The organism is Vibrio sp. 1CM7H (assembly GCF_023161645.1).
Classification (GTDB): domain Bacteria; phylum Pseudomonadota; class Gammaproteobacteria; order Enterobacterales; family Vibrionaceae; genus Vibrio; species Vibrio diabolicus.
Genome location: NZ_JALNTV010000001.1, coordinates 1,770,464 through 1,794,333, shown reverse-complemented (window position 1 = coordinate 1,794,333; position 23,870 = coordinate 1,770,464). Strand labels below are relative to the sequence as shown.

Annotated in this window: 22 protein-coding genes; 14 read left to right on the top strand and 8 right to left on the bottom strand. The window is 46.2% G+C overall.

The genetic code is table 11. From position 1 onward, the window contains the following. Nucleotides 1-3: 3 nt before the first annotated feature. On the bottom strand, nt 4-444 hold the full coding sequence (locus tag MSG33_RS07860) for an Lrp/AsnC family transcriptional regulator (RefSeq protein ID WP_029862756.1): 441 nt from the start codon (nt 442-444) through the stop codon (nt 4-6). A 114-nt stretch (nt 445-558) separates the two neighbouring features. On the opposite strand from MSG33_RS07860, the gene MSG33_RS07855 reads away from it, so the two are divergent. The 3 genes from MSG33_RS07855 to MSG33_RS07845 all read left to right on the top strand — a co-directional run bounded on the left by MSG33_RS07855 (nt 559) and on the right by MSG33_RS07845 (nt 4,306). Then, nucleotides 559-1,143 (top strand): LysE family translocator, encoded by a 585-nt coding sequence (locus MSG33_RS07855; RefSeq protein ID WP_005391978.1) that lies wholly within the window; start codon nt 559-561, stop codon nt 1,141-1,143. Nucleotides 1,144-1,398: 255 nt separating this feature from the next. Next, nucleotides 1,399-3,321, top strand: a complete 1,923-nt coding sequence (locus MSG33_RS07850) for a S9 family peptidase (protein ID WP_248380488.1) — start codon at nt 1,399-1,401, stop codon at nt 3,319-3,321. Nucleotides 3,322-3,532: 211 nt separating this feature from the next. Then, nucleotides 3,533-4,306 (top strand): siderophore-interacting protein, encoded by a 774-nt coding sequence (locus MSG33_RS07845; protein WP_248380486.1) that lies wholly within the window; start codon nt 3,533-3,535, stop codon nt 4,304-4,306. Nucleotides 4,307-4,405: 99 nt separating this feature from the next. Here the strand turns inward: MSG33_RS07845 and MSG33_RS07840 are convergent, their stop codons facing one another. Continuing rightward, nucleotides 4,406-5,278 (bottom strand): LysR family transcriptional regulator, encoded by an 873-nt coding sequence (locus MSG33_RS07840; protein WP_005391982.1) that lies wholly within the window; start codon nt 5,276-5,278, stop codon nt 4,406-4,408. An 80-nt stretch (nt 5,279-5,358) separates the two neighbouring features. After that, nucleotides 5,359-6,165 (bottom strand): arylamine N-acetyltransferase, encoded by an 807-nt coding sequence (locus tag MSG33_RS07835; protein ID WP_248380484.1) that lies wholly within the window; start codon nt 6,163-6,165, stop codon nt 5,359-5,361. Nucleotides 6,166-6,458: 293 nt separating this feature from the next. Here MSG33_RS07835 and MSG33_RS07830 point away from each other — a divergent pair, with 293 nt between their 5' ends. From MSG33_RS07830 to MSG33_RS07810, 5 genes are all read left to right on the top strand, one after another. Beyond that, nucleotides 6,459-7,607 (top strand): S-(hydroxymethyl)glutathione dehydrogenase/class III alcohol dehydrogenase, encoded by a 1,149-nt coding sequence (locus tag MSG33_RS07830; protein ID WP_005391984.1) that lies wholly within the window; start codon nt 6,459-6,461, stop codon nt 7,605-7,607. 61 nt (nt 7,608-7,668) lie between these two features. Further along, nucleotides 7,669-8,508: an S-formylglutathione hydrolase gene (gene fghA / locus MSG33_RS07825; RefSeq protein WP_046875601.1), complete on the top strand. Its 840-nt coding sequence runs from the start codon at nt 7,669-7,671 to the stop codon at nt 8,506-8,508. A 447-nt stretch (nt 8,509-8,955) separates the two neighbouring features. Then, nucleotides 8,956-9,411 carry a hypothetical protein gene (locus MSG33_RS07820; RefSeq protein WP_005391987.1) on the top strand — a complete coding sequence of 152 codons (456 nt, stop codon included), beginning with the start codon at nt 8,956-8,958 and terminating at the stop codon, nt 9,409-9,411. Nucleotides 9,412-9,416: 5 nt separating this feature from the next. Then, entirely contained in the window at nt 9,417-10,514 is a 1,098-nt protein-coding gene (locus tag MSG33_RS07815) for a GGDEF domain-containing protein (RefSeq protein WP_109169350.1), read from the top strand. A gap of 9 nt (nt 10,515-10,523) precedes the next feature. Continuing rightward, the gene (locus tag MSG33_RS07810; protein WP_104972166.1) at nt 10,524-10,928 is read left to right on the top strand and encodes a hypothetical protein; all 405 of its coding nucleotides are present in this window, start codon (nt 10,524-10,526) and stop codon (nt 10,926-10,928) included. A gap of 106 nt (nt 10,929-11,034) precedes the next feature. Here MSG33_RS07810 and MSG33_RS07805 read toward each other — a convergent pair whose 3' ends face one another. After that, the gene (locus tag MSG33_RS07805) at nt 11,035-11,838 is read right to left on the bottom strand and encodes an HAD family hydrolase (RefSeq protein ID WP_104972165.1); all 804 of its coding nucleotides are present in this window, start codon (nt 11,836-11,838) and stop codon (nt 11,035-11,037) included. A 95-nt stretch (nt 11,839-11,933) separates the two neighbouring features. Continuing rightward, nucleotides 11,934-12,821 carry a LysR family transcriptional regulator gene (locus MSG33_RS07800; protein WP_248380482.1) on the bottom strand — a complete coding sequence of 296 codons (888 nt, stop codon included), beginning with the start codon at nt 12,819-12,821 and terminating at the stop codon, nt 11,934-11,936. 126 nt (nt 12,822-12,947) lie between these two features. Here MSG33_RS07800 and MSG33_RS07795 point away from each other — a divergent pair, with 126 nt between their 5' ends. From MSG33_RS07795 to MSG33_RS07785, 3 genes are all read left to right on the top strand, one after another. Continuing rightward, nucleotides 12,948-13,814 (top strand): MBL fold metallo-hydrolase, encoded by an 867-nt coding sequence (locus MSG33_RS07795; RefSeq protein WP_006740944.1) that lies wholly within the window; start codon nt 12,948-12,950, stop codon nt 13,812-13,814. Further along, on the top strand, nt 13,808-14,428 hold the full coding sequence (locus tag MSG33_RS07790; protein ID WP_248380480.1) for a DsbA family protein: 621 nt from the start codon (nt 13,808-13,810) through the stop codon (nt 14,426-14,428). The genes MSG33_RS07795 and MSG33_RS07790 overlap by 7 nt, the downstream gene beginning before the upstream one ends. Nucleotides 14,429-14,545: 117 nt before the next feature. Further along, nucleotides 14,546-16,225, top strand: coding sequence for a pseudouridine synthase (locus tag MSG33_RS07785; RefSeq protein WP_248380478.1), 1,680 nt, complete (start codon nt 14,546-14,548; stop codon nt 16,223-16,225). Nucleotides 16,226-16,322: 97 nt separating this feature from the next. Here the strand turns inward: MSG33_RS07785 and MSG33_RS07780 are convergent, their stop codons facing one another. Then, a complete protein-coding gene (locus MSG33_RS07780) occupies nt 16,323-17,663 on the bottom strand; it encodes an MATE family efflux transporter (RefSeq protein WP_248380476.1) in 1,341 nt (446 codons plus the stop codon). Between the two features lie 533 nt (nt 17,664-18,196). Between MSG33_RS07780 and MSG33_RS07775 the strand changes: the two genes are divergently transcribed. Beyond that, complete coding sequence (locus tag MSG33_RS07775) at nt 18,197-19,345, top strand: GGDEF domain-containing protein (RefSeq protein WP_248380474.1); 1,149 nt, start codon at nt 18,197-18,199, stop codon at nt 19,343-19,345. A 3-nt stretch (nt 19,346-19,348) separates the two neighbouring features. Here MSG33_RS07775 and MSG33_RS07770 read toward each other — a convergent pair whose 3' ends face one another. Together MSG33_RS07770 and MSG33_RS07765 are read right to left on the bottom strand one after the other, a co-directional pair. After that, on the bottom strand, nt 19,349-19,630 hold the full coding sequence (locus MSG33_RS07770) for a hypothetical protein (protein WP_041853103.1): 282 nt from the start codon (nt 19,628-19,630) through the stop codon (nt 19,349-19,351). 131 nt (nt 19,631-19,761) lie between these two features. Then, complete coding sequence (locus tag MSG33_RS07765; protein ID WP_005392006.1) at nt 19,762-20,046, bottom strand: pyrimidine/purine nucleoside phosphorylase; 285 nt, start codon at nt 20,044-20,046, stop codon at nt 19,762-19,764. 326 nt (nt 20,047-20,372) lie between these two features. On the opposite strand from MSG33_RS07765, the gene MSG33_RS07760 reads away from it, so the two are divergent. Then, nucleotides 20,373-20,876, top strand: coding sequence for a DUF2850 domain-containing protein (locus tag MSG33_RS07760; RefSeq protein ID WP_104972159.1), 504 nt, complete (start codon nt 20,373-20,375; stop codon nt 20,874-20,876). Nucleotides 20,877-21,245: 369 nt separating this feature from the next. Further along, a complete protein-coding gene (locus MSG33_RS07755) occupies nt 21,246-23,792 on the top strand; it encodes a glycosyl hydrolase family 18 protein (protein WP_248380473.1) in 2,547 nt (848 codons plus the stop codon). Nucleotides 23,793-23,870 lie beyond the last annotated feature (78 nt).

The window sequence follows — 23,870 nt, the reverse complement described above, 5'->3', positions numbered from 1 at the left end:
CGACTAACGTTCGTCTTTCGGTGTGTCCATTACCACCATGGTTGTGATCGACTTGACGTGCTCACACTCACCCAGTACATCGGCATGGAACGCTTTATATGCGGCTAAACTTTGCGTTTCTACGCGTATTAAATATTCATTGGCTCCCGTAATATTGTGACATTCCACCACTTCATCCACAAAGCGCACGTGTTCTTCAAAACCAAGCTGTGCTTGCTTAGAGTGCGAGGCCAAACCAATCGACACATAAGCGACAAAACCTACGCCAAGTTGCTGATTATCCAGCACCGCTCGGTAGCCTTTGATCACGCCTTTACGCTCTAAATCTTGCACTCGGCGTAAGGTTGCAGACGGAGATAAACCAACGCGTTCCGACAGCTCCACATTGGAGATTCTTCCGTCTCGCTTGAGCACTTGCAATATTCTTTCGTCAAATCTATCCATAATGATGTTTCATTGCTTATTTAATTTCTAATCATCAAATAAAAGCACAATATTGACCTCAGTTCTACTTATAGTTGTTCTCAACTTATCGAGAACTGATTCAAGGAACAATCTATGGAATATCATCAATTGGGCGCTTTGGCGTTGTTCGCTTTTATCTCCACTTTTACGCCGGGTCCCAATAACATTATGTTGATGACCTCAGGGGCAAATGTTGGATTTAAACGCACCATTCCACACATGTTGGGCATTACCTTCGGTTTTGGTGCCATGCTGATTTTAGTAGGCATTGGTTTGATGAGTCTCTTCAACGCTTACCCGATTACTCACTCCATTTTGAAAGTATTGAGCTTGAGTTATTTGCTGTACTTGACGTACAAAATCGCCACGAGCGGCAAAACCGAAGCAAAACACGATTTTCGCCCAATGTCTTTTTTAGGGGCGGTGGCATTCCAATGGGTGAACCCGAAGGGTTGGTCGATGGCGTTAACGGCTATTACCGTGTACAGCAGCGGTGGCGCATGGCTAGAGCTGACTTTTATCGCGGGTATCTTCTGCTTAGCTAACTTGCCATCGGTAACATTTTGGACCGCGGCAGGCATGCAACTTCAACGCTGGTTGACCACATCTAGGCGTGTAAAAGGGTTTAACTATGGGATGGCAGCGCTTTTACTGCTGTCGACTATCCCAATGATATAGAAGACAAAATAGCCGTAAAACCGTGATCTAATACAAAGTTCAGGTAGATACTGAATCAATAATCACAATCTAACGCCACTTTTGGACAATGCCAGGGTCATAGTAGCGAAGCAATGCGCTATTTATTAAAAGCACACTAATCATAAGCCACAGCTATTTTAATGTTCGTTGCTTGCTCGCAGTAACTGCGATGAATCTATCACCCTGGCCAAAAGCTCATGAGCTTAAGGTCCTTTACACAAGGAGCGTTACACAATGCACACTCGCAAGCTTATTCTTGCTGCCACTTTTGGATTATTATTGGCGGGTTGCAGTCAAACATCCACCACAACCAATGCTGAAATGATTCCACCCGAGTATCCAGTGGATTATTTCTTTAAAAACAGCGAAGTTTCTAGCTATCAAATCTCTCCTGCTGGTGACTACATCTCAATGATGAAGCCATGGCAAGACCGTAAGAACGTCTTTGTTTATCCCACAGATAACCCCGATCAGATAAAACGCGTCACATCCGTAACAGGGCGTGACATCGCATACTACTACTGGGTTGGCGAAGACACCGTAATTTACTCTCGTGATACGGGAGGAGATGAGAACTTTTATCTCGTGACGGTTAATGTCAAAACAGGCGAAGAGAAAACCATCACACCGACATCCGGTGTTGTGGCATACGTCATCGACACGCTAGACAATCAACCCGATGACATTTTGATTTCGAGTAACGAGCGTAACCCGCAAGTCTTTGATGTCTATCGACATAATCTAAAAACAGGCGAAAATACTCTCGTCGCGCAAAACCCGGGCAATGTGCGCTCATGGGGTACCGATCACGATGGCAACATTCGTGTCATCACCACATCAGATGGTGTTAATACCTCCGTTTTATATCGCGATACGGTTGAAGATGAATTTAAGCCGCTAAAAAATCTCACTTTCAAAGAGAGCTTTAGCCCCATTTCATTCACGCCGGACAACAAAAACTTATATGTGGCATCACGAATTACGCGTGATAAATCAGCCATCGTTGAATACGATGTAAAAGCCAATAAAGAAATACGAGAAATCTTCTCTCACCCGGAAGTTGACGTGAATAGCGCTCATTACTCTGAAGCGCTTAATAAGCTGGTTTCAGTCTCTTACGTGACAGATAAAAACCACTATCACTTCTTAGATAATTCCTACCAACAAACCTTCGAACGCCTCTCAGAGAAACTGCCAAATGTGGAAATTTCTGTAACCAGTGCGACGCGAGATGAAAGTAAAATGATTGTCGTCACCTACAGCGATGTCGATCGACCGAATTACTACTTCTACGATCGTAAAGCAGACAAATTGGAGAAATTGGCAGAAAACGCTCCATGGCATAAGCCAGAACATATGGCGAAGATGACGCCTATCCAATACACCGCTCGCGATGGAGAAACCATTCATGGCTACCTAACGCTGCCGAAGGGTCGAGAAGCCAAAGATCTGCCTTTGCTTGTGCTCCCACACGGCGGTCCATGGGCTCGTGATCACTGGGGATTTCAGCCTGAGGTGCAATTATTCGCTAACCGCGGTATCGCGGTGCTGCAAATGAACTTCAGGGGCTCAACTGGTTATGGTCGCGAGTTTTGGGAGAAGTCGTTTAAGCAATGGGGACAATCCATGCAGGATGACATTACCGACGGTGTCAAATGGGCTACCGAACAAGGTTACGCACAAGATGGCAACGTATGTATTTATGGTGCCTCTTATGGCGGCTACGCAACTCTGGCGGGGGTGACATTCACTCCTGATTTGTATAAGTGCGGAATCGACTACGTTGGCGTATCTAACTTATTTACCTTTATGGACTCCATTCCACCTTATTGGGCACCATTCCTTGCAATGTTACACGAGCAAGTAGGCAATCCGAATGATCCTGAAGACGCGAAAATGATGAAAGCCTACTCACCAGTGTTCCATGTCGACCAAATTAAGGCACCTTTATTGGTTCTGCAGGGAGCACAAGATCCACGCGTGGTGAAGAGCGAGTCAGACCAAATCGTTAATGCACTGCGTGAACGAGGCGTCGAGGTCGAATACATCGTGAAGGAAAATGAGGGGCACGGATTCCGCTCTTTGGAGAACCGTCTTGATGGTTACCAAGCGATGGATAGATTCCTAAAAACACATTTACTTGAGCAGACTCAGTAAGCCTTTACATCGTTAAGTTCGAAAGGGCATGTTGGCGTGCCCTTTCTTATTTTTTCTACGTATTTTGCTCGCCCCAGTCCCCAGTACCACTGCAATACTCCAATAATCCAGCTCAATTCACAGTGTAAATTTATATAAAGACACTACCCTCTTATGAGAGATCTTGATAACCTTAAATGAGAAAGAGAATAATTATCGAGTAGAGTCAAAGATGAAGAAGAAGCCTCAACCTAAAACGATTGTTGTCACAGATACAGAGACAATTACCCCAAATATGCAGCGTATTACTTTGCAAGGTGAAGCGCTAAGCCAGTTTCCACGCGACTGCGAAGGTAGCTACATCAAGCTATTGTTCAATGAGATGGGCGGTACCGATTTGAGCACGCTAAGCGACGATGACCGACCATTAATGCGAACCTATACTATTCGTCGTTTCCATCCGGAAACACACACCATCGAAGTCGATTTTGTCCGCCACACCACACAAGATTTACAGTGTGGCTTTGCCGCGCGTTGGGCGATGGCCGCACAAAAAGGCGATACGATTAATATCGTAGGTCCAGGCAGTATCTCTAATTTGAATACCGAGGCTGACTGGTTCTTTATGGCCGCCGATATGACAGCACTTCCTGCTCTTTCAGCGAAAATTCGTACGCTACCAGAAGAGGCAAAAGGCTATGCCGTGATCAGTGTGATGTCTGCGGCAGACATCCAGCCTCTGCACGCACCAGCTGGTATGGAGCTAATTTGGCTTACAGAAGGTCAAACCCTAGCAGAAGCGGTACGCGAACAAAAATGGCTAGATGGGGACGCTTCGATATGGTGTGCGTGTGAGTTCGATTCAATGCGTGCGCTGCGCCAATACTTCCGCAACGAGAAAGAAGTTGATCGTGAAAATATCTACATCAGCAGCTATTGGAAACAAGGCGTGTCGGAAGACGGGCACAAAGTGATTAAACGTGAAGACGCGGAATCCAATCAATAGTGGTTCATGTCTTTTCGATTCCAGCTCTCATCCCAATAAAAACGCCCGGCACCACCGGGCGTTTTAGCAACATACCTTGTAATGAGGCACTTTAAACCGCTAATCAACAAGCTCTTGCGCCAAAAAGTCGATCAATAACCGCACTTTTGGCGACAAATTGCGACTTTGCGGATACAGCGCCCAAATGCCTTCGCGATCATCGCGGTAATCGGTCAGCACCTCGACCAACTCACCACTGTCTAACGCCTCTTGCACGTAGTAGTCCGGCAGCTGCACTAAACCCAGACCGCGTTTCGCTGCGTCCACCAAAGCAAAACCGCTGTTGCATTTAATCCGTCCCGACACGCGTAAAGACTTATCGCGTTTATTTTCTTTAAAGTGCCAATAGTCGACCGAGCCAACCAAGCACTGATGCCGTCCCAATTCCGACAACGTATGTGGCTCACCAAAACGCTCCAAATACATCGGACTGGCACACACATAGTTTTGGCGCGACGAAAGACGTTTAGCAATCATGCTGGAATCTTGCAAGCGGCCAAGACGAATCGCCACGTCCACACCTTGCTCAATCAAATCCAGCTTTTGGTTGGTCAGCACTAAATCAAGATCCACACGCGGGTACTTTTCCAAAAACTGATGCAAAAGTGGCGCGAGGTTCATTTCCCCATACGTCACAGGAGCCGTCACGCGCAGCAAACCGCGCGGTTCGGTCTGCATTTGCGTGACGGCAAGCTCGGCCAGTTCTAACCCTTCCACCAAATGTTTACACTGCTGGTAATAGAGTTGTCCGGCTTCAGACAGGGAGACTTTTCGCGTCGTGCGATGCAGCAATTTCACCGCAAGTCGTTCTTCAAGTGCTGATACCCGACGACTGATTTGTGCCACCGATGTTTTCAGCTTAGCTGCTGCTCCGGTAAAACTGTTGGTTTCCGCCACAGCAACAAATTCGCTGACCCCTTCCCAATTCGCCATGCTGTATTCCTGTCGACCTCTTTTAGACAAATAGTGATGAAAATGTTCTCGTCGCGCTACGCTTTGAAAACGGGAGAATTTTACGCATCAGGCAACGGACGAAGATCGCCGTACTGCGCATCAAGCTCAATGCCGAAGTATTCTTTCAATGCATCCAGATAGGCTTGGCCCGGCTCTAACTCCAATTCTATCTGCTCACCTTGGCTGGTGTATTTGAGTGTGTAGTTAAGCAATGTCACCAACCCACTTTCTGTTGCTTTCGCCGCGACTCTTGCGCTGGTAAAACGCGAGTGAGGAAAAGTGGAGGTAAAAAAGTTGCCACACGCGATATCACCCGCAAACACAAACTCTAAATCGAAGCTATAAAGGTTGTTCCATGTGTCCGTTCCATCCGTTGACAACACTTGAAGGAAGTAACCAAACTGAGCATCTTCGACAAAGCGGAAGGTTTGTAAGTCCGTCTGAATCACTTGGTTGAGGATAAACGGCAATGGCGCGCGCGGCGTATTGGAGCCAAAGCCCACATCGACAATCCATGCTTGTTCATCCAGCGTTACCAACGTGATTTGATGACTACGGCCCGTTGGTGTGCCCGACACATGCACACGTCCTAGTAAACTGCGTGCTTCAAATCCGAGAGTATTGAGTACCTCAAGCATTAAGCCATTCAATTCAAAGCAGTAACCACCGCGAGAGTGATACACCGTTTTTTGAATGATGTCTTCAATCTCAACAGAGATGCCGCGCTGCAACGCAATATCAAAGTTCTCAAACGGCAGGCTGCGGTGCTGCGCCACGTGTACTTTATGTAATGTTTCTAAATCGGCAGGTAGCTCTCTTGGCAAACCGAGCTTGGTTAAATAGGCATTCAGATCCGTCTTGTTCATAATCACTCTTACTTCGCTGATGGGTTGATTGCGTTCTACTCTAGCCCCTCTACCTAACTTCAGGTCAACTGCCTTTTCCGCTTTCCCTTCCGCGTTGAGGAGGCATCACACTCTTATAATCTGCTTACCTTACCATTATTACGTATATGTAAAAATCATTTTCAAAATGGACGGATTATCATTTTTATTGAAACACCTAGAATAGATACCAACAAAACGACGCAGCGCAGTAAGCAAACCTTAACTACGCTTATTACGTCACTCCATATACTGAGAATATAAAGGAAAATCCAATGACTGTTGAAATCAAACCTGGTCAAACTCACATCAAATCCAAGGCAATGGTTGCATGGGCCGCTGGCGAACCACTGAAAATGGAAGAAGTGGATGTACAGCTTCCTAAAGCGGGTGAAGTGCTAGTGCGCATCGTCGCAACAGGTGTTTGTCATACTGATGCGTTCACTCTGTCAGGCGACGATCCAGAAGGCATCTTCCCTTCGATTCTTGGTCACGAAGGTGGCGGTATTGTTGAAATGGTTGGCGAAGGCGTTACCAGCGTTGAGGTTGGCGACCACGTGATTCCTCTTTACACCGCAGAATGTGGCGAGTGTAAGTTCTGTAAATCGGGCAAAACCAACCTTTGTCAGGCAGTGCGTGAAACACAAGGTAAAGGTCTGATGCCCGATGGTACAAGCCGCTTTTCTATCAACGGTGAAACCATCTTCCACTACATGGGTTGTTCTACTTTCTCTGAGTACACGGTACTCCCTGAAATCTCGCTAGCGAAAGTAAACAAAGATGCACCACTTGAAGAGGTGTGTCTGTTAGGTTGTGGCGTAACAACCGGTATGGGCGCAGTTATGAATACGGCAAAAGTTGAAAAAGGCGACACGGTTGCGATATTCGGTCTGGGTGGTATCGGTCTTTCAGCGATCATCGGTGCACGCATGGTGGGTGCGAGCCGCATCATCGGTATCGATATCAACGAAAGCAAATTCGATCTTGCAAAACAGCTAGGCGCAACCGATGTGATTAACCCACAGAAATTCGACAAGCCTATACAAGAAGTGATTGTTGAAATGACTGACGGTGGTGTTGACTACTCATTCGAATGTATCGGTAACGTAAACGTGATGCGTCAGGCACTTGAGTGTTGTCACAAAGGTTGGGGGGAATCGGTGATCATCGGTGTTGCGGGTGCAGGTCAGGAGATCTCAACTCGTCCATTCCAGCTAGTAACTGGTCGTGTATGGCGTGGCTCGGCTTTCGGTGGTGTTAAAGGCCGCTCTGAGCTTCCAGAAATCGTAAACCGTTACATGGCTGGTGAGTTTGGCTTGCAAGAGTTCATTACTCATACAATGGGATTGGCTGACGTAAACAAAGCGTTTGATCTGATGCACGAAGGTAAGAGCATCCGTACTGTTATTCATATGGATCAATAATGCTGCCTCAGGCTCTCCTTTTGGGGAGCCTGAATTCATTCTGTTGTTAGAGAGTTTATTCATGACCATTGAAAATGTAAGCCAAACCAAAGTGTTTGGCGGTTGGCACAAACAATATACACACGAATCCAAAGCCCTAAACTGCACGATGCGCTTTGCGATTTTCTTACCACCGAATGCCACTAAATCGAACCCCGTACCCGCTTTGTACTGGTTGTCGGGCTTAACCTGCACCGATGAAAACTTTATGCAGAAAGCGGGCGCATTTCGTATGGCGGCCGAGCTTGGCATTGCGATCATTGCTCCGGACACGAGTCCAAGAGGCGAAGGTATCGCTGACGATGAAAACTATGACCTGGGTAAAGGAGCTGGCTTTTACCTTAATGCGACTCAAGCACCTTGGTCACTGCATTACTTCATGTACGATTACGTGACGAAAGAGTTACCAGAGATCATTGAAAGCAATTTCCCTGTCTCAGAAGTAAAATCCATTTCTGGGCACAGCATGGGAGGTCACGGAGCATTAACCATTGGTCTGAAAAACGCAGAACAATATCGCTCAATATCGGCGTTTAGCCCTATCTGTAACCCAGTCCAATGCCCTTGGGGACAAAAAGCCTTTACTGCTTACTTAGGCAAAGATATTGAGAGCTGGAAGCAATACGATGCAAGTGAGCTTCTCAAGCAAAAACCATCACCACTTCCTATTTTGGTTGATCAAGGTGATGCTGATGGCTTCCTTAACGAGCAACTTAGGCCAGAAGCGCTGGTTGCTGCAGCAAAAGTTCATGATTCAAACCTGAACTTAAGAATGCAATCTGGTTATGACCATAGCTATTATTTCATCTCAAGCTTTATTGACGATCATCTCAACTTCCATGCGAAGTATTTGTTTGCCTAATTCATAGAAGTAACTTGATGAATTAAAAAATAAAGCTACCTAGGTAGCTTTATTTTTGGTGCGTATTAACATACCAATCTTAAATAACATTGGAATAAAGATAGAGAGCAATGTAAGGATGAAATCGGGTTTGCTTATACCTCAATCATTAACCCTTCTAATTCTCATTCACAATACAATTCATCGGTTGAAAATAGGATTAATTTCCATTAAAAATCTGCGAACTGACGCGAATTCGTTATAGAGCGAAATAATAACGCATATTTCTGACCTTTTAATTAAGAAGTCACTTAATAACCTTGACGTACAGTAAACCGACAGTTACTTTTCAAACATAACATATTATAAAATCTCATCCGGTTGGCTCTATTATTACAATTACAAATAAAGTACCGCTAGCACCTTTGTCCTAGCTCAGCAAAAAGAATAAAACTCAAAGGGCATATGATGAAAAAGATAGTCGCGCTAGGTCTGTTTTTTGTTGCGCCATTCTTATCTGCAAGTACGATCGTATTTAGCAGTAGCCAACAACCTAGTGTCACATTAAAACTGGAAGAGATTCAATCTTTACCAACCACCAGCTACACAACCACGCTGCCTTGGATCCCTGCTTCTTCTGAATTTCTTGGGGTCAAACTTAGCACGCTACTCACCCACGTCTATGGCAAAGTGCCAGAACAAGTTGATGTCAGTAGCTTGAATGACTATCACTCGACACTGTCTCGACAAGACATTCTTAGATACCAACCAATACTGGCTTACCAACAAGATCAACACTATATAAAAGTCAGGAATAAGGGGCCATTTTGGGTAATATACTCTCTTAGTCTCTATCCTGAGCTCAACTACAATAAATATCACGCGCAAATGGTCTGGCAAGTAAATGAGATGAAAGCAAAATAATAAGAATGAAGTTATCAGAACCCACCCATCAAAAGCAGAGAGCACCACAATACTCTACAACCAGTAAAATGTTGCTTGTGGTGTTTGCCACTTCTTTGCTTCTCGCAAATGTATTGCTTCTGCAGCAGACACGCGCACTGTCACAAAACTTTAATAATGAGCAAAAACAAGCGACCTGGTTTTTATTCCAACTCTCTAAAGAGCTTTCGGAACTTGTCGGAGAAGCGAGACGAGTCGATGAAAATGTATTAAATATCGAAGGTGCAGAGCTGCAATATGAATTGGCCTGGAGTAGATTCGATTTATTAATTAGTAGTAATGAAGCCTACACTTTTTTCTCTCGAAATAATATGCATCAGTATTTCATTGATCTTTTTGAGGAATTTCAGGGTCTGGAAGCACAATTAGTTGAAGCAAGAACTGGCGATAGCCAAGCTGCGGCTCAATTTTATCGATCCACTCAAACACTGTACTTAAGCTTGGTCGATTTCGTTAATCAGAACTTTCGCCTAAGCAGCAAAGTCTATGAGGCACAGAAAGGAGAAACGCAACGGTTAATGCAAGCGCAGTATATGCTGTTTGCTACATTCGTTTTGTCGATCCTGTCTCTGACTTATTTCTTTTATCGTGAATCCCATTTCCATAGAAAACTGGCGCTCAGCGACCCACTGACTCATCTTGGAAATCGCAATGCACTATTTATCAACCTGAATGAGCTCACTCAAGAGAAAAGGCCTTTTTCTCTGTGGATTTTAGATTTAAATGGTTTTAAAAGTGTCAACGATACACACGGTCACCAAGTGGGAGACACCGTACTGCGTGAAATTGCTAGACGGCTTAAATCTATGGCGTTGAATGATTTTACCGTCTATCGCATGGGAGGCGATGAGTTCGCCGTCATCCTCGAAGGGGAGCATGTTGATGAAGAAGGCGTTCGTGAGCATATCAATGCGGTATTTGATGCGCCAATACTAAACTCCGACAACGTCGCGACACTATCAACCAGCATGGGCTTAGCGCAATACCCAAAAGACAGTAACAATGTTGACTTTCTTATCAGCATAGCGGATAAGCGCATGTACAAAATGAAATTTCAACGTTAAACGGTATTTATGATGAGAAAGTTCATGCAAGTACTGCTTCTACTAGCAGTCATTGCGGCAGGTGTGTTGGCTTGGGTATTTATCCCATCGCACGAAACCATCGGGCAAAAAACGCTTGAGCAGGCACTCAACGACGACTACAGCCTCGTTGGGCATCGAATCTACTCAACCGATCCGGATGCTGGCAACCGATTCGGCTACTTCGTATTGGCAACGGGACAGAGCATTGAAGAACAAGAGCCGTTTTTGGTCACTTCGGATCAGTTTATTCGCATGGAACAAACGGGTGATAACACCTTGTCTTTGACCGTCAATGGCCGTATCTACCAATACCACAACGACTTGTGGGTACCAAAATCGGACGGAAAGCTGCAGCATTTTTTAGTCAGCGCAACCGCTAAGTACGTGCGCTAAAAAACGGGAACATTACTACCCCCTCCCACCACACAAAAAAACAAAGCCCCGCATGCACTGCGGGGCTTTTTACGTTAAGAAGAAAGTACCGTTGAATGGATGAACGTTACTTCGCTAACACTTTTTCTTTAATCACTTTTAGTACCCCTGCCTCTTGGTTGCTTGGCGCAGAATAACGAGCGATTTTCTTAATCTCTTCATGCGCGTTGGCAACCGCGTACGAATGCTCACTGACTTGCAGCATTTCAAGATCGTTGAGGTAATCACCAAACGTCATGGTTTCTGCCGGAGTAAAATTCATCGACTCTTGAAGATGCTGAATGGCCGCGCCTTTAGAGGCCTCGGCATTCATCACATCCAGCCAAATTTTGGCGCTCACTACGACTTTATGCGTTGCGCCAAACTTCGCGTTCATGGTCGGGAACAGGAGCTCTTCCGAACCGTCAAAGTGACAAATTGCTACCTTGATGAACTCGTCTTCGACCTCAAGCAAATCCGGCACATATTCACAGCGGTGGTAGTACTTTTGAAACTCTTCCAGTGATTGCTGATCATGCGTTTCGATGTACGCCGAGCGCTTGCCACACAATACGATGTTCGCTCCGTCAATTTCACGAGCCGCTTTCACAATCTCCGCCACTTCCGCTTTAGGCATGGTGCAACTGTAGAGCTCTTTATCTTGGTACATCACCAAGGTGCCGTTTTCGGCCACATACAACACTCGATCTTTGATTGGCGCGAACGTGTCACGCAGGCTGTAATACTGACGACCAGACGCAGCGGAGAACAAAATACCTTGCTCTTCCAATTGCAAAAACAGGTCGAAAAACTCTGGATCCAAACGACCATATTGGTCAAGCAAAGTGCCATCCATATCGGAAGCAATAAATTTGATGCGAACTTGTGACATTAACTAAAACTCTAAATGACGCTGCGAAAAATATATCCATGTAAGGTACAGGATCTTGTATGAATCTCAAGTCGGGATGACGAGGCCTTTCGCGATTACCAATGGTGCTGTTTAAAGTAATCTTCACTGTGATCGATGAAGGCTCTCACCGCCGGAGACAAGTGTTTACGCGATGAATATAGCGCGTAAATGTTGAGATCATTTGGCTTCCAATCCGGCAACACCGACTCAAGCTGACCCGATTGCAGATAGATATTGCTCAAATAGGTTGGCAGCATCGAAATACCCATGCCTTGCAAAGCACCATGCAATAACGCCGTGGCCTCATTGCTGGTTAGGCGACACTCAATTCCCACCGATTCGAACTGCTCGCCCTGAGACAAATGCCACACGTGACGCTCAAAGTTTTTGTAACCCAAACAGTCGTGTGAAGATAAATCTCGCGGATGCGCGATCGCGCGATGAGTTTGCAAGTATTGCGGTGATGCCACCAACACCGATTCACACACCGCAATCGGCTTACCAATCAAAGAAGGATCGGGATCTGACGCAATTCGGATCGCTAGATCGATGCGTTGCTCGGTTAGGTCACTCACTGAATCTTGCAGATCAATGTCGATATGCACTTTGGGGTGCTTTTGCATAAAACTGTTTACTGCTGGGATCAACTGTGAGAACCCAAATGAAGTGCTAGACGCGAGACGGATTTTTCCGGACAGCTCACCATCAACGGCAATGTTCGACGTCAACGTCTCGGCCTGTTTTAACCAGCGCTCAATCTGAGGCAAGCTGCGTTCCCCTGCGGTGGTGAGCGACACCTTGCGCGTGGTGCGGTGCAACAAACGAGTTTGCAGCCAGTTCTCCATCGCCTCTACATAACGAGTCACCATTGGCCGAGACATGTCTAACCGCTCGGCGGTAGCGGTAAAACTGCCAGAATACACCACATCCACAAATACTTTTGCTGCCGTTACTCTGTCCATACATTTGCTCGAAATAAGAAATAGTGATGCACATTATTGTGTATTTTTCCGAGCGTATCAATTTCCTAATATAGCTCCCGTTCCCAAGCCATGGTCGCTTGGCCCCAAATTCTTTAGGAGCTTATTATGAAAAAATTCACTTTGATTGCTGCATCCATTTTAATGGCAAGCCCTGTTCTAGCGGCAAACCACTCTCCCCTTACTCTTGAGGTTTACAACGCCGACGGTAACAGCTTCCACGTAAACTCAACCTTGGTATACGGTGAGACTGACGCCATGGTTATCGACACTGGCTTCACCAAAGCTGACGCGATGCGTATTGCCGCTAAAGTGTTGGACTCAGGCAAAACGCTTAAAACCATTTTCATCAGCCAAGCGGACCCTGATTACTATTTTGGCGCAGAGGCCTTACACCAACAGTTCCCTGATGCGCAGATCATCACAACGCCAGCGGTTCAAAAAATTATTAAAGAGAAGTTGGCTGGAAAGTTGGCGTACTGGGGACCAAAGCTTGGCGCAAACGCACCGGTAAAACCAGTAATCCCTGTCGCATACGACAAAGCATCATTAGAGCTAGAAGGTCATAAGATTGAAATCCGTGGTAACCATGGCACATCAGCACACCGCCCTTACCTATGGATTCCAGATAACAAAGCGATTCTAGGTAACGTAGCCGTGTACTCAAACGTGCATTTATGGATGGCAGATGCCGCTGACCAAACCGCTATCAATGCTTGGGAGCAGCAGCTTAGCGAGATGCTTGCGCTTAAACCTCAAGTGGTCATTCCTGGTCACATGAAAGCAGGCACAAAGCTGAACGCAGACACCATTCGCTACTCGCAACAATACTTGCAGGATTTTCAGCAAGCGAAAAAACACAGCAATAACAGTGCTCAACTCATTGACACCATGTCAGCGAAATACCCAGAAGCTCAATTGCCAATCGCGCTAGAAATCGGTGCGAAAGTGCATACTGGTGAAATGTCATGGTAACCGTGCATTACTTCTTCGATCCCATGTGTGGTTGGTGCTACGGGGCATCACCACTCATCGAAGCCTTGATGGACACCTCTCAATTTAAGGTGGAGCTTCATCCCGGCGGCATGATTGAGAAGCGCGCAATTGAGCCTGAATTTCGTCAGCACATCATCAACAGTGACGCTCGTATCGCAACCGAAACCGGAGCAACGTTTGGTGAAGCATATCTGCAACGCGTGAAAAGCGAAGATGCGTTTGTTCTTGATTCTTATCTACCCACACAAGCGATCTTGAGTGCGGAGAAAATGGGGCTGAATCCATGGCACATGCTAAAGGCCATCCAATCCGCGCATTATCAGCTCGGGTTAAAAGTGAATGAAGCACCGACGCTCAAAGCCATTGCAGAATCGCTAGGTTTAGCAAACGGTGTGTGGGAGCAAAACATGACGTTAAGCGAAGCCGATCTAGATGAGAAAATTCGCTCTAGCCGACAGTTGATGCGCCAGTTACACGTTGGTGGTTATCCAACCCTGATTGCAGAAGTAAATGGCGAGTACCTGACCTTGCCGCACTCGGCCTACTACGACAAACCGGCACAGTGGAAGCTGGCATTACAAAAACTGCAATAAGCTCTTCCCCACTCGCTCTTGTTCTTAATCCAAGAGCGAGTGCCAACACCGACATGGCAATCCTGACTCAAACAGGTACAATCCTCGCTCGATTTTTTACTCGCGCGGATACCCACCATGCACTCGCCTGAACATTGTTTTACTCGTTTTACTGCTGATACTTCTGACTATGAATTACCAACGCAGTTTACGTTTCCGTTCTACTACACGCCGCATCCTCTTTGCGTTATGGCTGCAAAGCAATTGCAACAGCACTTATTAGCGCAAACCGACTTCGAACACGATTTTGGTTTGGTTAATGAAGAAACGGGGCGAGGCAAAATGTTTGGCGTATTACTAGTAGAAAGCTCTCAAGGCGATCTCGGCTTTTTAAGTGCGTTTTCTGGCAAAATTGCTGACCAAAACTTGATTCCAGGATTTGTCCCTCCTGTATACGACATGCTGACCGATGAAGGCTTCTTCCGCGCAGAGACAGATGCCATCAACGCCGCCAATGCGGAGTACAAAACCTGTGCCGCGAATCCGGAATTGGCGGAGCTTAAAGCGCAAATCCAAGCCGACCGAGCCGCTTATCAGCAAGAAGAGCAAACACAGCGCCAAGTGATGATTGACGGCCGCGCCGCACGCAAGCGACAGCGCCAACAGGGCGAGCAAACGCTCAATGCCGATGATCTCAAAATCTTGTTGGATGAGTTGGGTAAGCAAAGTGTCGCCGAGAAAAACGTTCTCAAATACTTAAAGCAAGCGTGGGATGAAAAGCTTGCAATCAAAGAAGCGCGATTGGACGAGTTAGAGCAGCAACTTGCTCATCTGAAAGAACAGCGCAAAACGCTCTCCAACGCTTTGCAGCACAAATTGCATAAACAATACCGCTTTCTAAACAACCATGGCAAAACACGCGACTTGGTGGACATTTTTGCGGACACCACAAACCCAGTACCACCAGCAGGTGCAGGGGAATGTGCTGCGCCAAAACTGCTCCAATACGCGTTTAAATACGGATTCAAACCGCTGGCGCTGGCAGAATTTTGGTGGGGTGTGTCGCCAAAGTCTGAAGTTCGCCAACACAAAAAGTTCTACCCATCGTGTAATAGCAAATGTCAGCCGATTTTGGGCCATATGATGCAAGGACTGGATGTCGAACCTAACCCATTGGCGGAGAATTGGGCAGACGACAAAGAGCTAGAGATAATCTACCAAGACGACGCTATGGTCGTCGTCAACAAGCCCTCGGGCTTACTTTCAGTGCCGGGTAAAACCATCAAAGACTCTGCTTATACTCGCCTACAAGCGATGTTCCCTGATGTGGAAGGGCCGTTTGTGATTCATCGCCTCGACATGGCGACCTCTGGCATTTTGGTGTTTGCCTTAACTAAGCGCGCGAACAAAAGTCTGCAAAAACAGTTTATGGCTCGCGGCGTACAAAAACGTTATATGGCACAGCTCGAAGGCGTATTAAACGAGCCTGAAGGGGAAATTTCACTGCCAATGCGTGGCGACCCAGACGACCGCCCACGTCAGCTGGTGTGTTTTGAGCACGGTAAACATGCAGATACCTACTGGCAACTGATTGACGTCAAAGATGGACGCAGCAAGGTATACATGTATCCGAAAACCGGGCGAACTCACCAACTACGTGTACACAGTGCTCATCACATGGGGTTAAACATGCCGATGGTCGGTGATGGTTTATACGGCGAAAAAGCGAATCGCTTACACCTGCATGCTGAGATGCTAGAGCTGGCTCATCCATACAGCAAAGAGCGCATGGTGTTTAAAGCTGAGTGCGAATTCTAACTTCTTCCAGATTTTAAATAACAAAAAGGCACTGACTATCAGTGCCTTTTTTGGTTTCTAACAACAGAATAAGCGTGATGCGTGATACAGCAAACCGTTAGCTCACCTTAAACTTGGTCCACACCTGAGAGCGCCAACGCCTTGCCATGATGATACCACGCACCCATTCATCGAGAGCGATTGCCATCCAAGCCCCTAAAACGCCATAACCCATGTGGATGCCAAAGATGTAGGAGAAAAACACGCCTAGTCCCCACATACTCAAAATCCCCATTTGCACTGGGAACTTGATGTCACCCGCGCCTTTCAGCCCCGCGATAAAAATCAGGTTAAACACACGTCCGGCCTCGAGCAAAATTGAGCCCATGACTAACGAGCCTGCCAATGCGAGTATTTCTGGTTGATCGGTAAATACGCGCAGAATCTCTTCTCTAAACAGGTAAATCAGCGTGGTTGCCGCCGTTGATGCCACAAATCCCACTAAGAAGTAGATTTGTACACGTTTTAAAATGCTGCTCACCCAACCTTTACCGATGTAGTAACCAGTCTGAATTTGCGCTGCCTGACCAATTGCCAACGCGAAAGCAAACGAGAAACGGGCAATGTTTTGCGCATAAGTGAAAGCTGCCAACGATGCCGTCCCCATTTGCACCACAAAGTACACAATGCAGATTTGCGCCACGTTGTAAGACAGCACTTCACCCGCGTTCATACCGCCGATTTTTAAGATCTTTTTGTAAATTTCTGCGGGCACTTGTTTCATGGTCGACATTGGTAGTTCAATGCTGCTGCGAGCTAGAATAAACCATAACATTAACGTACCGATGACTTGGCTGACGACGGTTGCTATTGCTACACCTTGCACACCATACACAGGTAAACCGAATGGCTGGTAAAGCGCAATATAGTTACCAATGATGTTGAACACACCCGAGATCAAGTTCACCACCATTGGAGAGCGTGAATAGCCATGGCTACGCAGAATGGTCGTAAAAACAACGCCAATCGTAACGTTAAACGTCATCGCACCGCTGATCAGCAGATATTCACGTGCGTATTGCTCGACTTGTGCCTCCAAACCGTAATACGGGAGCAGGAATATCGCGCCAAGCACGGCAATCACACTCAAGAACGCACCGACAATCACGGACAGCGCAATACTTGCAACGCCGACGTTCACAGACTCTTGCGCGCGCCCAGCGCCGTTGTATTGGGCAATCAAAATCCCCGTTCCGCTGCTGACAAACGTCGAAACGATGATTAAGAAAAAGGTAATCTGCGTGATCACACCAACAGCGGATACCGCTTTGTCTGAGTAGCCACTCAGCATGAACACGTCACTGGTTCCTAAAGCCGTCCGTAGCAAAATTTCGACAAGAATCGGCCAAGCCAATGCCACGATGGACATTCGTTGGTTGATGTTTTGGCTTTTAGGCATGTTTTTAACCTTTCCTACAACTAAAAACTGCCTCACAAAATGTGTGAAGCAGTTTGGAAAAAGAGTAACTCGAATGAAGCTCGATATGAGGTCGTGATTTAGCGCGGATTCTAGTCGCATATTGGTCACAACGACAACAATATTTCGATCTGTTTCGGAAAAATATTTCTAATGCTTTTTCACAACGAAAAACTCATTGCCGGAATTTAGAGATCGTCGATTGACGAACAATGAGCTCAATAGGTAGAAGGCGCAGTTCATGCTACTCCCAACAGAGTTGAGTCAGGATAGATCCTGCAAATACGGCGGTGGAAATGCATTACTTTGAATTATTAATCGAACCATCTGAAGCCATAAAGATCCGCCATGGAAAACTTTATAAGCCTTTGTTGCGCTTTGAGCACTCTCACCAAACCACACTTCTAGGCCCATACTAAAAATGACTGACATCACATTTGGAAACTTTGTTGTTCTATTCATCGCTAAAATACCGCCTAGAATAAGCGTACACGTTAATTAAGCAAGGATACGTAATGTCGACATTAGCTGGAGCACGCTTAGAGGAAATGGCGGATATCCGCTCAACAAGAAAAAAGAAAATTGTCTTTTTATGCTCCAGTATCGCCGCGGCATGTTTAACTTATGGCTCCATTGCTCAATTGTTTGAGGATAATTGGGGATTAAGCTTTTTCCATGCTCTGTGTGCCTTAGCCTGTTTAGGTATCAGTTATGTGATAAAGGTTCAACGACATCATCAATATGCCGACCTATGGCTGAGTGCAGTATTGATGTTCGAAGGGTTATTGCTACTTCTGTATAACGATGCCCCCTCAGGCAAACTGCTATGGCTATACCCCATTGTCGCTACTCTGGTGCTGATCAATGAGTTTAAAGTCGGTCTGCTGTTTAGTGGCACCTATATCTTACTGATCTTTTTTGGCGTCGTTTTTTTAGATCGGCTACCAACAGCCAGTGACATCATAGAACGACGATTTATGCTGACCCTGATAGCAACTGCATTTGTGTGTCACACATTCTCGTACTACTACACAAAAGTCCTCAACTACATTCAAACACTTTATCGTGAAGGGATTGAAGAGTTGGCGTATTTTGACCAACTCACAGGGCTTGCCAACCGCTGGAGCTTTGAAACTTGGGCACGTGCAAAGCTCGATGAGATCAACCATTCATCTGATGACCGTATCACTGCTCTGGTCTTCCTAGATATTGATAACTTCAAACACATTAACGATACCTACGGACACGATATTGGTGACCAAGTGCTTCAAGCCTTTGCAACTCGATTAAAAAACAATGTTCGCCATAAAGACAGAAAAACCGACAAACACGACTACTCCATCGCTCGATTTGCGGGCGACGAGTTTGTGCTCATGCTGTACGACATAAACAGTAAAGATGACCTCGACAGCATTTTGAAGCGTATTGTGAATCTATTCCCAAAAGGCTACCGAAGCTACGATATGATTAACGAGTTAACAATGAGTGTGGGCGCTGCTATCTACAAACAAGATGCGAAGGATTTATCTGAATTGACTCGGTGCGCAGATAAAGCAATGTATGCGGCTAAACACACAGGGAAAAACCAATACGCGTATTACGAACACTGCAATACCGAAGAGAAGTCAGCCTCTGAAACGCCGGCTGTGTCAGAAGCTTGCTAACGGTTAAGCGAATACATGCATCACCCATAGCCCCAGCACCAGAAATACGATTAGCCACACAGCTTGCAGCACTCTGCTCGGCTTATCTTGCTGGCGACCGAATTGGCCTTTAAACGCACGGTCCTTCACTTTGCCCATTAAGCCTTTTCCTAGAGCACGTCGATAGAATTCACGTCTCTTATGGGCTGCATTGGCGACCTCGGTAAAACGATGTCTTTGCTCATTGGTGAGATCTTTGTCCTCGTAACGAGGAGGGAGATCAGAATGCTTGCGTTGTACTGCCATCACTTCCTCCCTGGTCGATGGGTACATTTTTATTAAGTATATACCCAAATAACCAAAAGATGCGTTATAAGTGAAGGACATAGACGAAAAAACCACCCGAAGGTGGCTTTGTTACAGGCAAAAAGGACGCTTTAGAAGTACTCACATAAATACGCAGTCGCGTCTTTCACTTGAAGCTCAAATGAGGAGTTCCCTTCCACTTCAAAAAACTCACCACTTTGGTAAGTCGTCCAATCACTCTCGCCGACACGCTTGACCACAAGTGCACCTTTTACAACCGTCATACGCTCAGGCGCTTGAGTGCCGAACGTGTATTCACCAGGAAGCATTACACCAACGCTAACGTCCTGATCATTCTGGTTAAAGCCTAGTGATTTTACACTACCTGCAAAATAGCTATTTTCCTTAATACTCATTATTGGTTTCCTTATCAAAAGTCCGCTCTTTTTTACCTTGTTTCTTCCTGTTACTCAAGCTCTGAAAGCCATTAAGCTCAACGTTATAAAGCACATCCTTTGCTACTGAGCGAGGCCACCTTTTTCTAGGCTTAACCAGACGACGTAATTAGTGAGATAAAGTCGGTGAATTAGTTAACGCCAGCAAACAATAAAACCATCAATAAGAGTGTATCCGAATGTAAAAGTGGACATTAGATCATAATTTCTTAGTCTTAATCGCGGGATTGTTTGTTTTTGAGAAGGAAGGTTTCCACCATATTAAAAAAGGGAAGAAAAGTAGACCAATGACGGACTCAGCTCGCCGAAGGCGGAAAACAAGACAGGAACCAAAACTTTCATTTTGGGCTCGCCACCAATCCAAAGTCCTCAAAAGCACATTTGCCGTTTTTGGGGTGGGTCTTTTGACGTTTTTCAGCTATCAAATCCACCTATCCTATCAAGACCATATTGACCCGGAAAAAGTCTACGGCGAGTGGATTGAGATCGGCGCTCCACCCTACCAAACAGAACGTCTGACTTTCACCGAGGATGGGGTATATCGAAACCATCGACTCATCACGACAGAATTTGAATTCGATGGAAAGGTCATCACGTTGAACACTGGATTAGGAAAAACCGCGTACCAGATCTCGGGCTCTCACCTTTCACCTCAGATTCGCCGCATTGAGCCTCTTATTCCAGACCAACGATTCATCCGTAAGGGATTTGAGCATACCGTTCAAGGCTCAGAAACCGGAGCGGCTTCAAAACGTCGCGCTGCATTAAGTGAACATTTCAGCCGTGACTAGCACGTCTTCACGGCTATTTCTCCTTTCAATTATCTTTCTACTTCGATGAAACAAAACCTTAATAAACAATGAAATAAGGTATTCATCGCATTTATCCCACCCGATACTGAGTAAACAATAATTTTAGTTTCTGCTGAGATTTTATAAATTATTGACTCAGTCTGACACTTTCTGTGTAACAGAGTGCGAGTTTTAGTTAAGTTCTCTCAAGTGCCTCGAAAACCGTCTTAATTTTTTTTGACGAAAAAAAACTCTCTGAAATGCTGAGTGTGATGCTTTTGCACATGGAGTAAATCCAATCATCTTATCTGGTGCAAGAGCAGCCTATGTTCTAGGTAGAACATGAATCCAAGGATTGAGAGAGAAGTTATGATTCGATTTAACCTATGTGCAGCTGGCGTTGCTTTAGCACTATCAGGTGCTGCAGTTGCGGCTCCAACCGCACCAAGTATCGATATGTACGGTTCCAACAACCTTCAGTTTTCTAAAATTGAACTCGCGATGGAAACCACGTCAGGCTACTACGACATGGTGAAATACCATGAGCAAGCGAAGATCACTGTTAAATTTAACCAGTGGAGTGGCACGCCAGGTGATACTTACAACGTCTATTTTGATGGTGCAAAAGTAGCAACCGGCCCAATCACTGGTAGCCAAACAACAGCGACATTTGAATATGGTCAGGGCGGCCTATACCAAATGGAAATCGAGGCGTGTGATGCGACAGGTTGTGCGAAAAGCGCACCAGCTGAAATCACGATTGCAGATACCGATGGTTCTCACTTGAAGCCACTGACGATGAATGTTGATCCAAACAACAAAACGTATAATACCGATCCAAGCGTCGTGATGGGTACGTATTTTGTTGAGTGGGGCATCTATGGTCGTGACTACACGGTCGATAACATGCCAGTCGACAACTTGACTCACATCCTTTACGGTTTTATCCCAATTTGTGGCCCAAATGAGTCTGTGAAGTCTGTTGGCGGCAACAGTTTCAATGCACTACAAACCGCTTGTACAGGCGTGCCTGACTACGAAGTCGTGATCCACGACCCTTGGGCTGCTTATCAGAAGAGCTTCCCACAAGCTGGTCATGAATACAGCACACCTATCAAGGGTAACTACGCAATGCTAATGGCATTGAAACAACGTAACCCTGATCTAAAAATCATCCCATCTATCGGTGGCTGGACACTGTCTGACCCATTCTTCGATTTCGTAGACAAGAAAAACCGAGACACATTCGTCGCATCGGTTAAGAAGTTCCTGAAAACTTGGAAATTCTACGACGGTGTTGATATCGACTGGGAATTCCCTGGTGGTGGCGGTGCAGCCGCGGATAAGGGCGACCCTGTAAACGATGGCCCTGCTTACATCGCACTGATGCGTGAATTGCGCGTAATGCTTGATGAATTAGAAGCTGAGACAGGCCGTACTTACGAGCTAACGTCAGCTATCGGTGTCGGTTACGACAAGATTGAAGACGTAGACTATGCAGATGCGGTTCAATACATGGACTACATCTTCGCGATGACTTACGACTTCTATGGCGGTTGGAACAACGTTCCTGGTCACCAAACTGCGCTTTACTGTGGTTCATTCATGCGCCCTGGTCAGTGTGACGGTAGTGGCGTTGATGAGAACGGCGAACCGTACAAAGGTCCTGCTTACACAGCAGATAACGGCATCCAGCTTCTTCTTGCTCAAGGCGTTCCTGCGAACAAGCTAGTACTTGGTACAGCAATGTACGGTCGTGGCTGGGAAGGCGTAACTCCAGATACGCTAACCGATCCAAATGACCCAATGACAGGTACTGCAACAGGTAAACTGAAGGGCAGTACAGCGCAAGGTGTTTGGGAAGATGGCGTAATCGACTACAAAGGCATTAAGTCATTTATGCTAGGTGCCAACAACACTGGCATTAACGGTTTCGAGTACGGCTATGATGCACAAGCAGAAGCACCATGGGTGTGGAACCGCACAACGGGTGAGTTGATCACATTTGATGACCATCGCTCAGTGCTAGCAAAAGGTAACTACGCGAAGTCTCTAGGTCTTGCGGGTCTATTCTCTTGGGAAATCGACGCGGATAATGGTGACATTCTCAACGCAATGCACGAAGGTATGGCTGGCGGTGTGGTTCCTCAACCAAACCGTAAACCAACCGCAGCTGCTGGCGCAGATCAATCTGTAACTGGCCCTGCAAGTGTGGTTCTAGATGGCAGCCTATCGAAAGACTCTGACGGCACTATCGCAAGCTACGCGTGGGAGCAAGTCTCTGGTACAGCAGTGGTACTAGCAGGCGCAGGCACAGCGAAAGCAAGCTTTGATGCAGCAGAAGTTACTGTTGAGGAGCAATTAACTTTCAAGCTAACGGTGACTGACAACGAAGGTGCAACGGCATCTGACCTTGTTGTAGTAACTGTGAAGCCAGCAGGTGTGGTTGACCCAGCGAACAATGCGCCAGTAGCGCAAGTTGTTGCTCCAGCAACAGCAAACGCTGGTGACGTTGTGGTTGTAGATGCGTCAGGCTCTAGCGATGCAGACAACGATACTCTTACTTTCAACTGGACGCTTCCTCAAGGTTTGAACGCAACGGTTGAAGGTTCTAAAGTAACTTTCACTGCTGCTGAATACCCGCAAGACACTAGCCTGAGCTTTACCGTAAGTGTGAGCGACGGCAAAGCGTCTTCAACGGCAAGCGCAACGGTTGTTGTTGCACAGCATACCACCGATCCAAACCCAGGCACCTGTGACAACGCATGGGATGCAAGCGCAGTGTACACAGGCGGCAACCAAGTCACTCATGCAGGTAAAACTTGGGAAGCGAAATGGTGGACTCAGGGTGACGATCCTAGCCAATCTGGCGAATGGGGCGTATGGAAAGAAGTTGGCGTAGCTAACTGTAACTAAGCCCAACCTTGCAGACTTTCTGTAAAGTTAACGATCAAAGGACAGCTTCGGCTGTCCTTTTTTGTTTTTATCTCATAA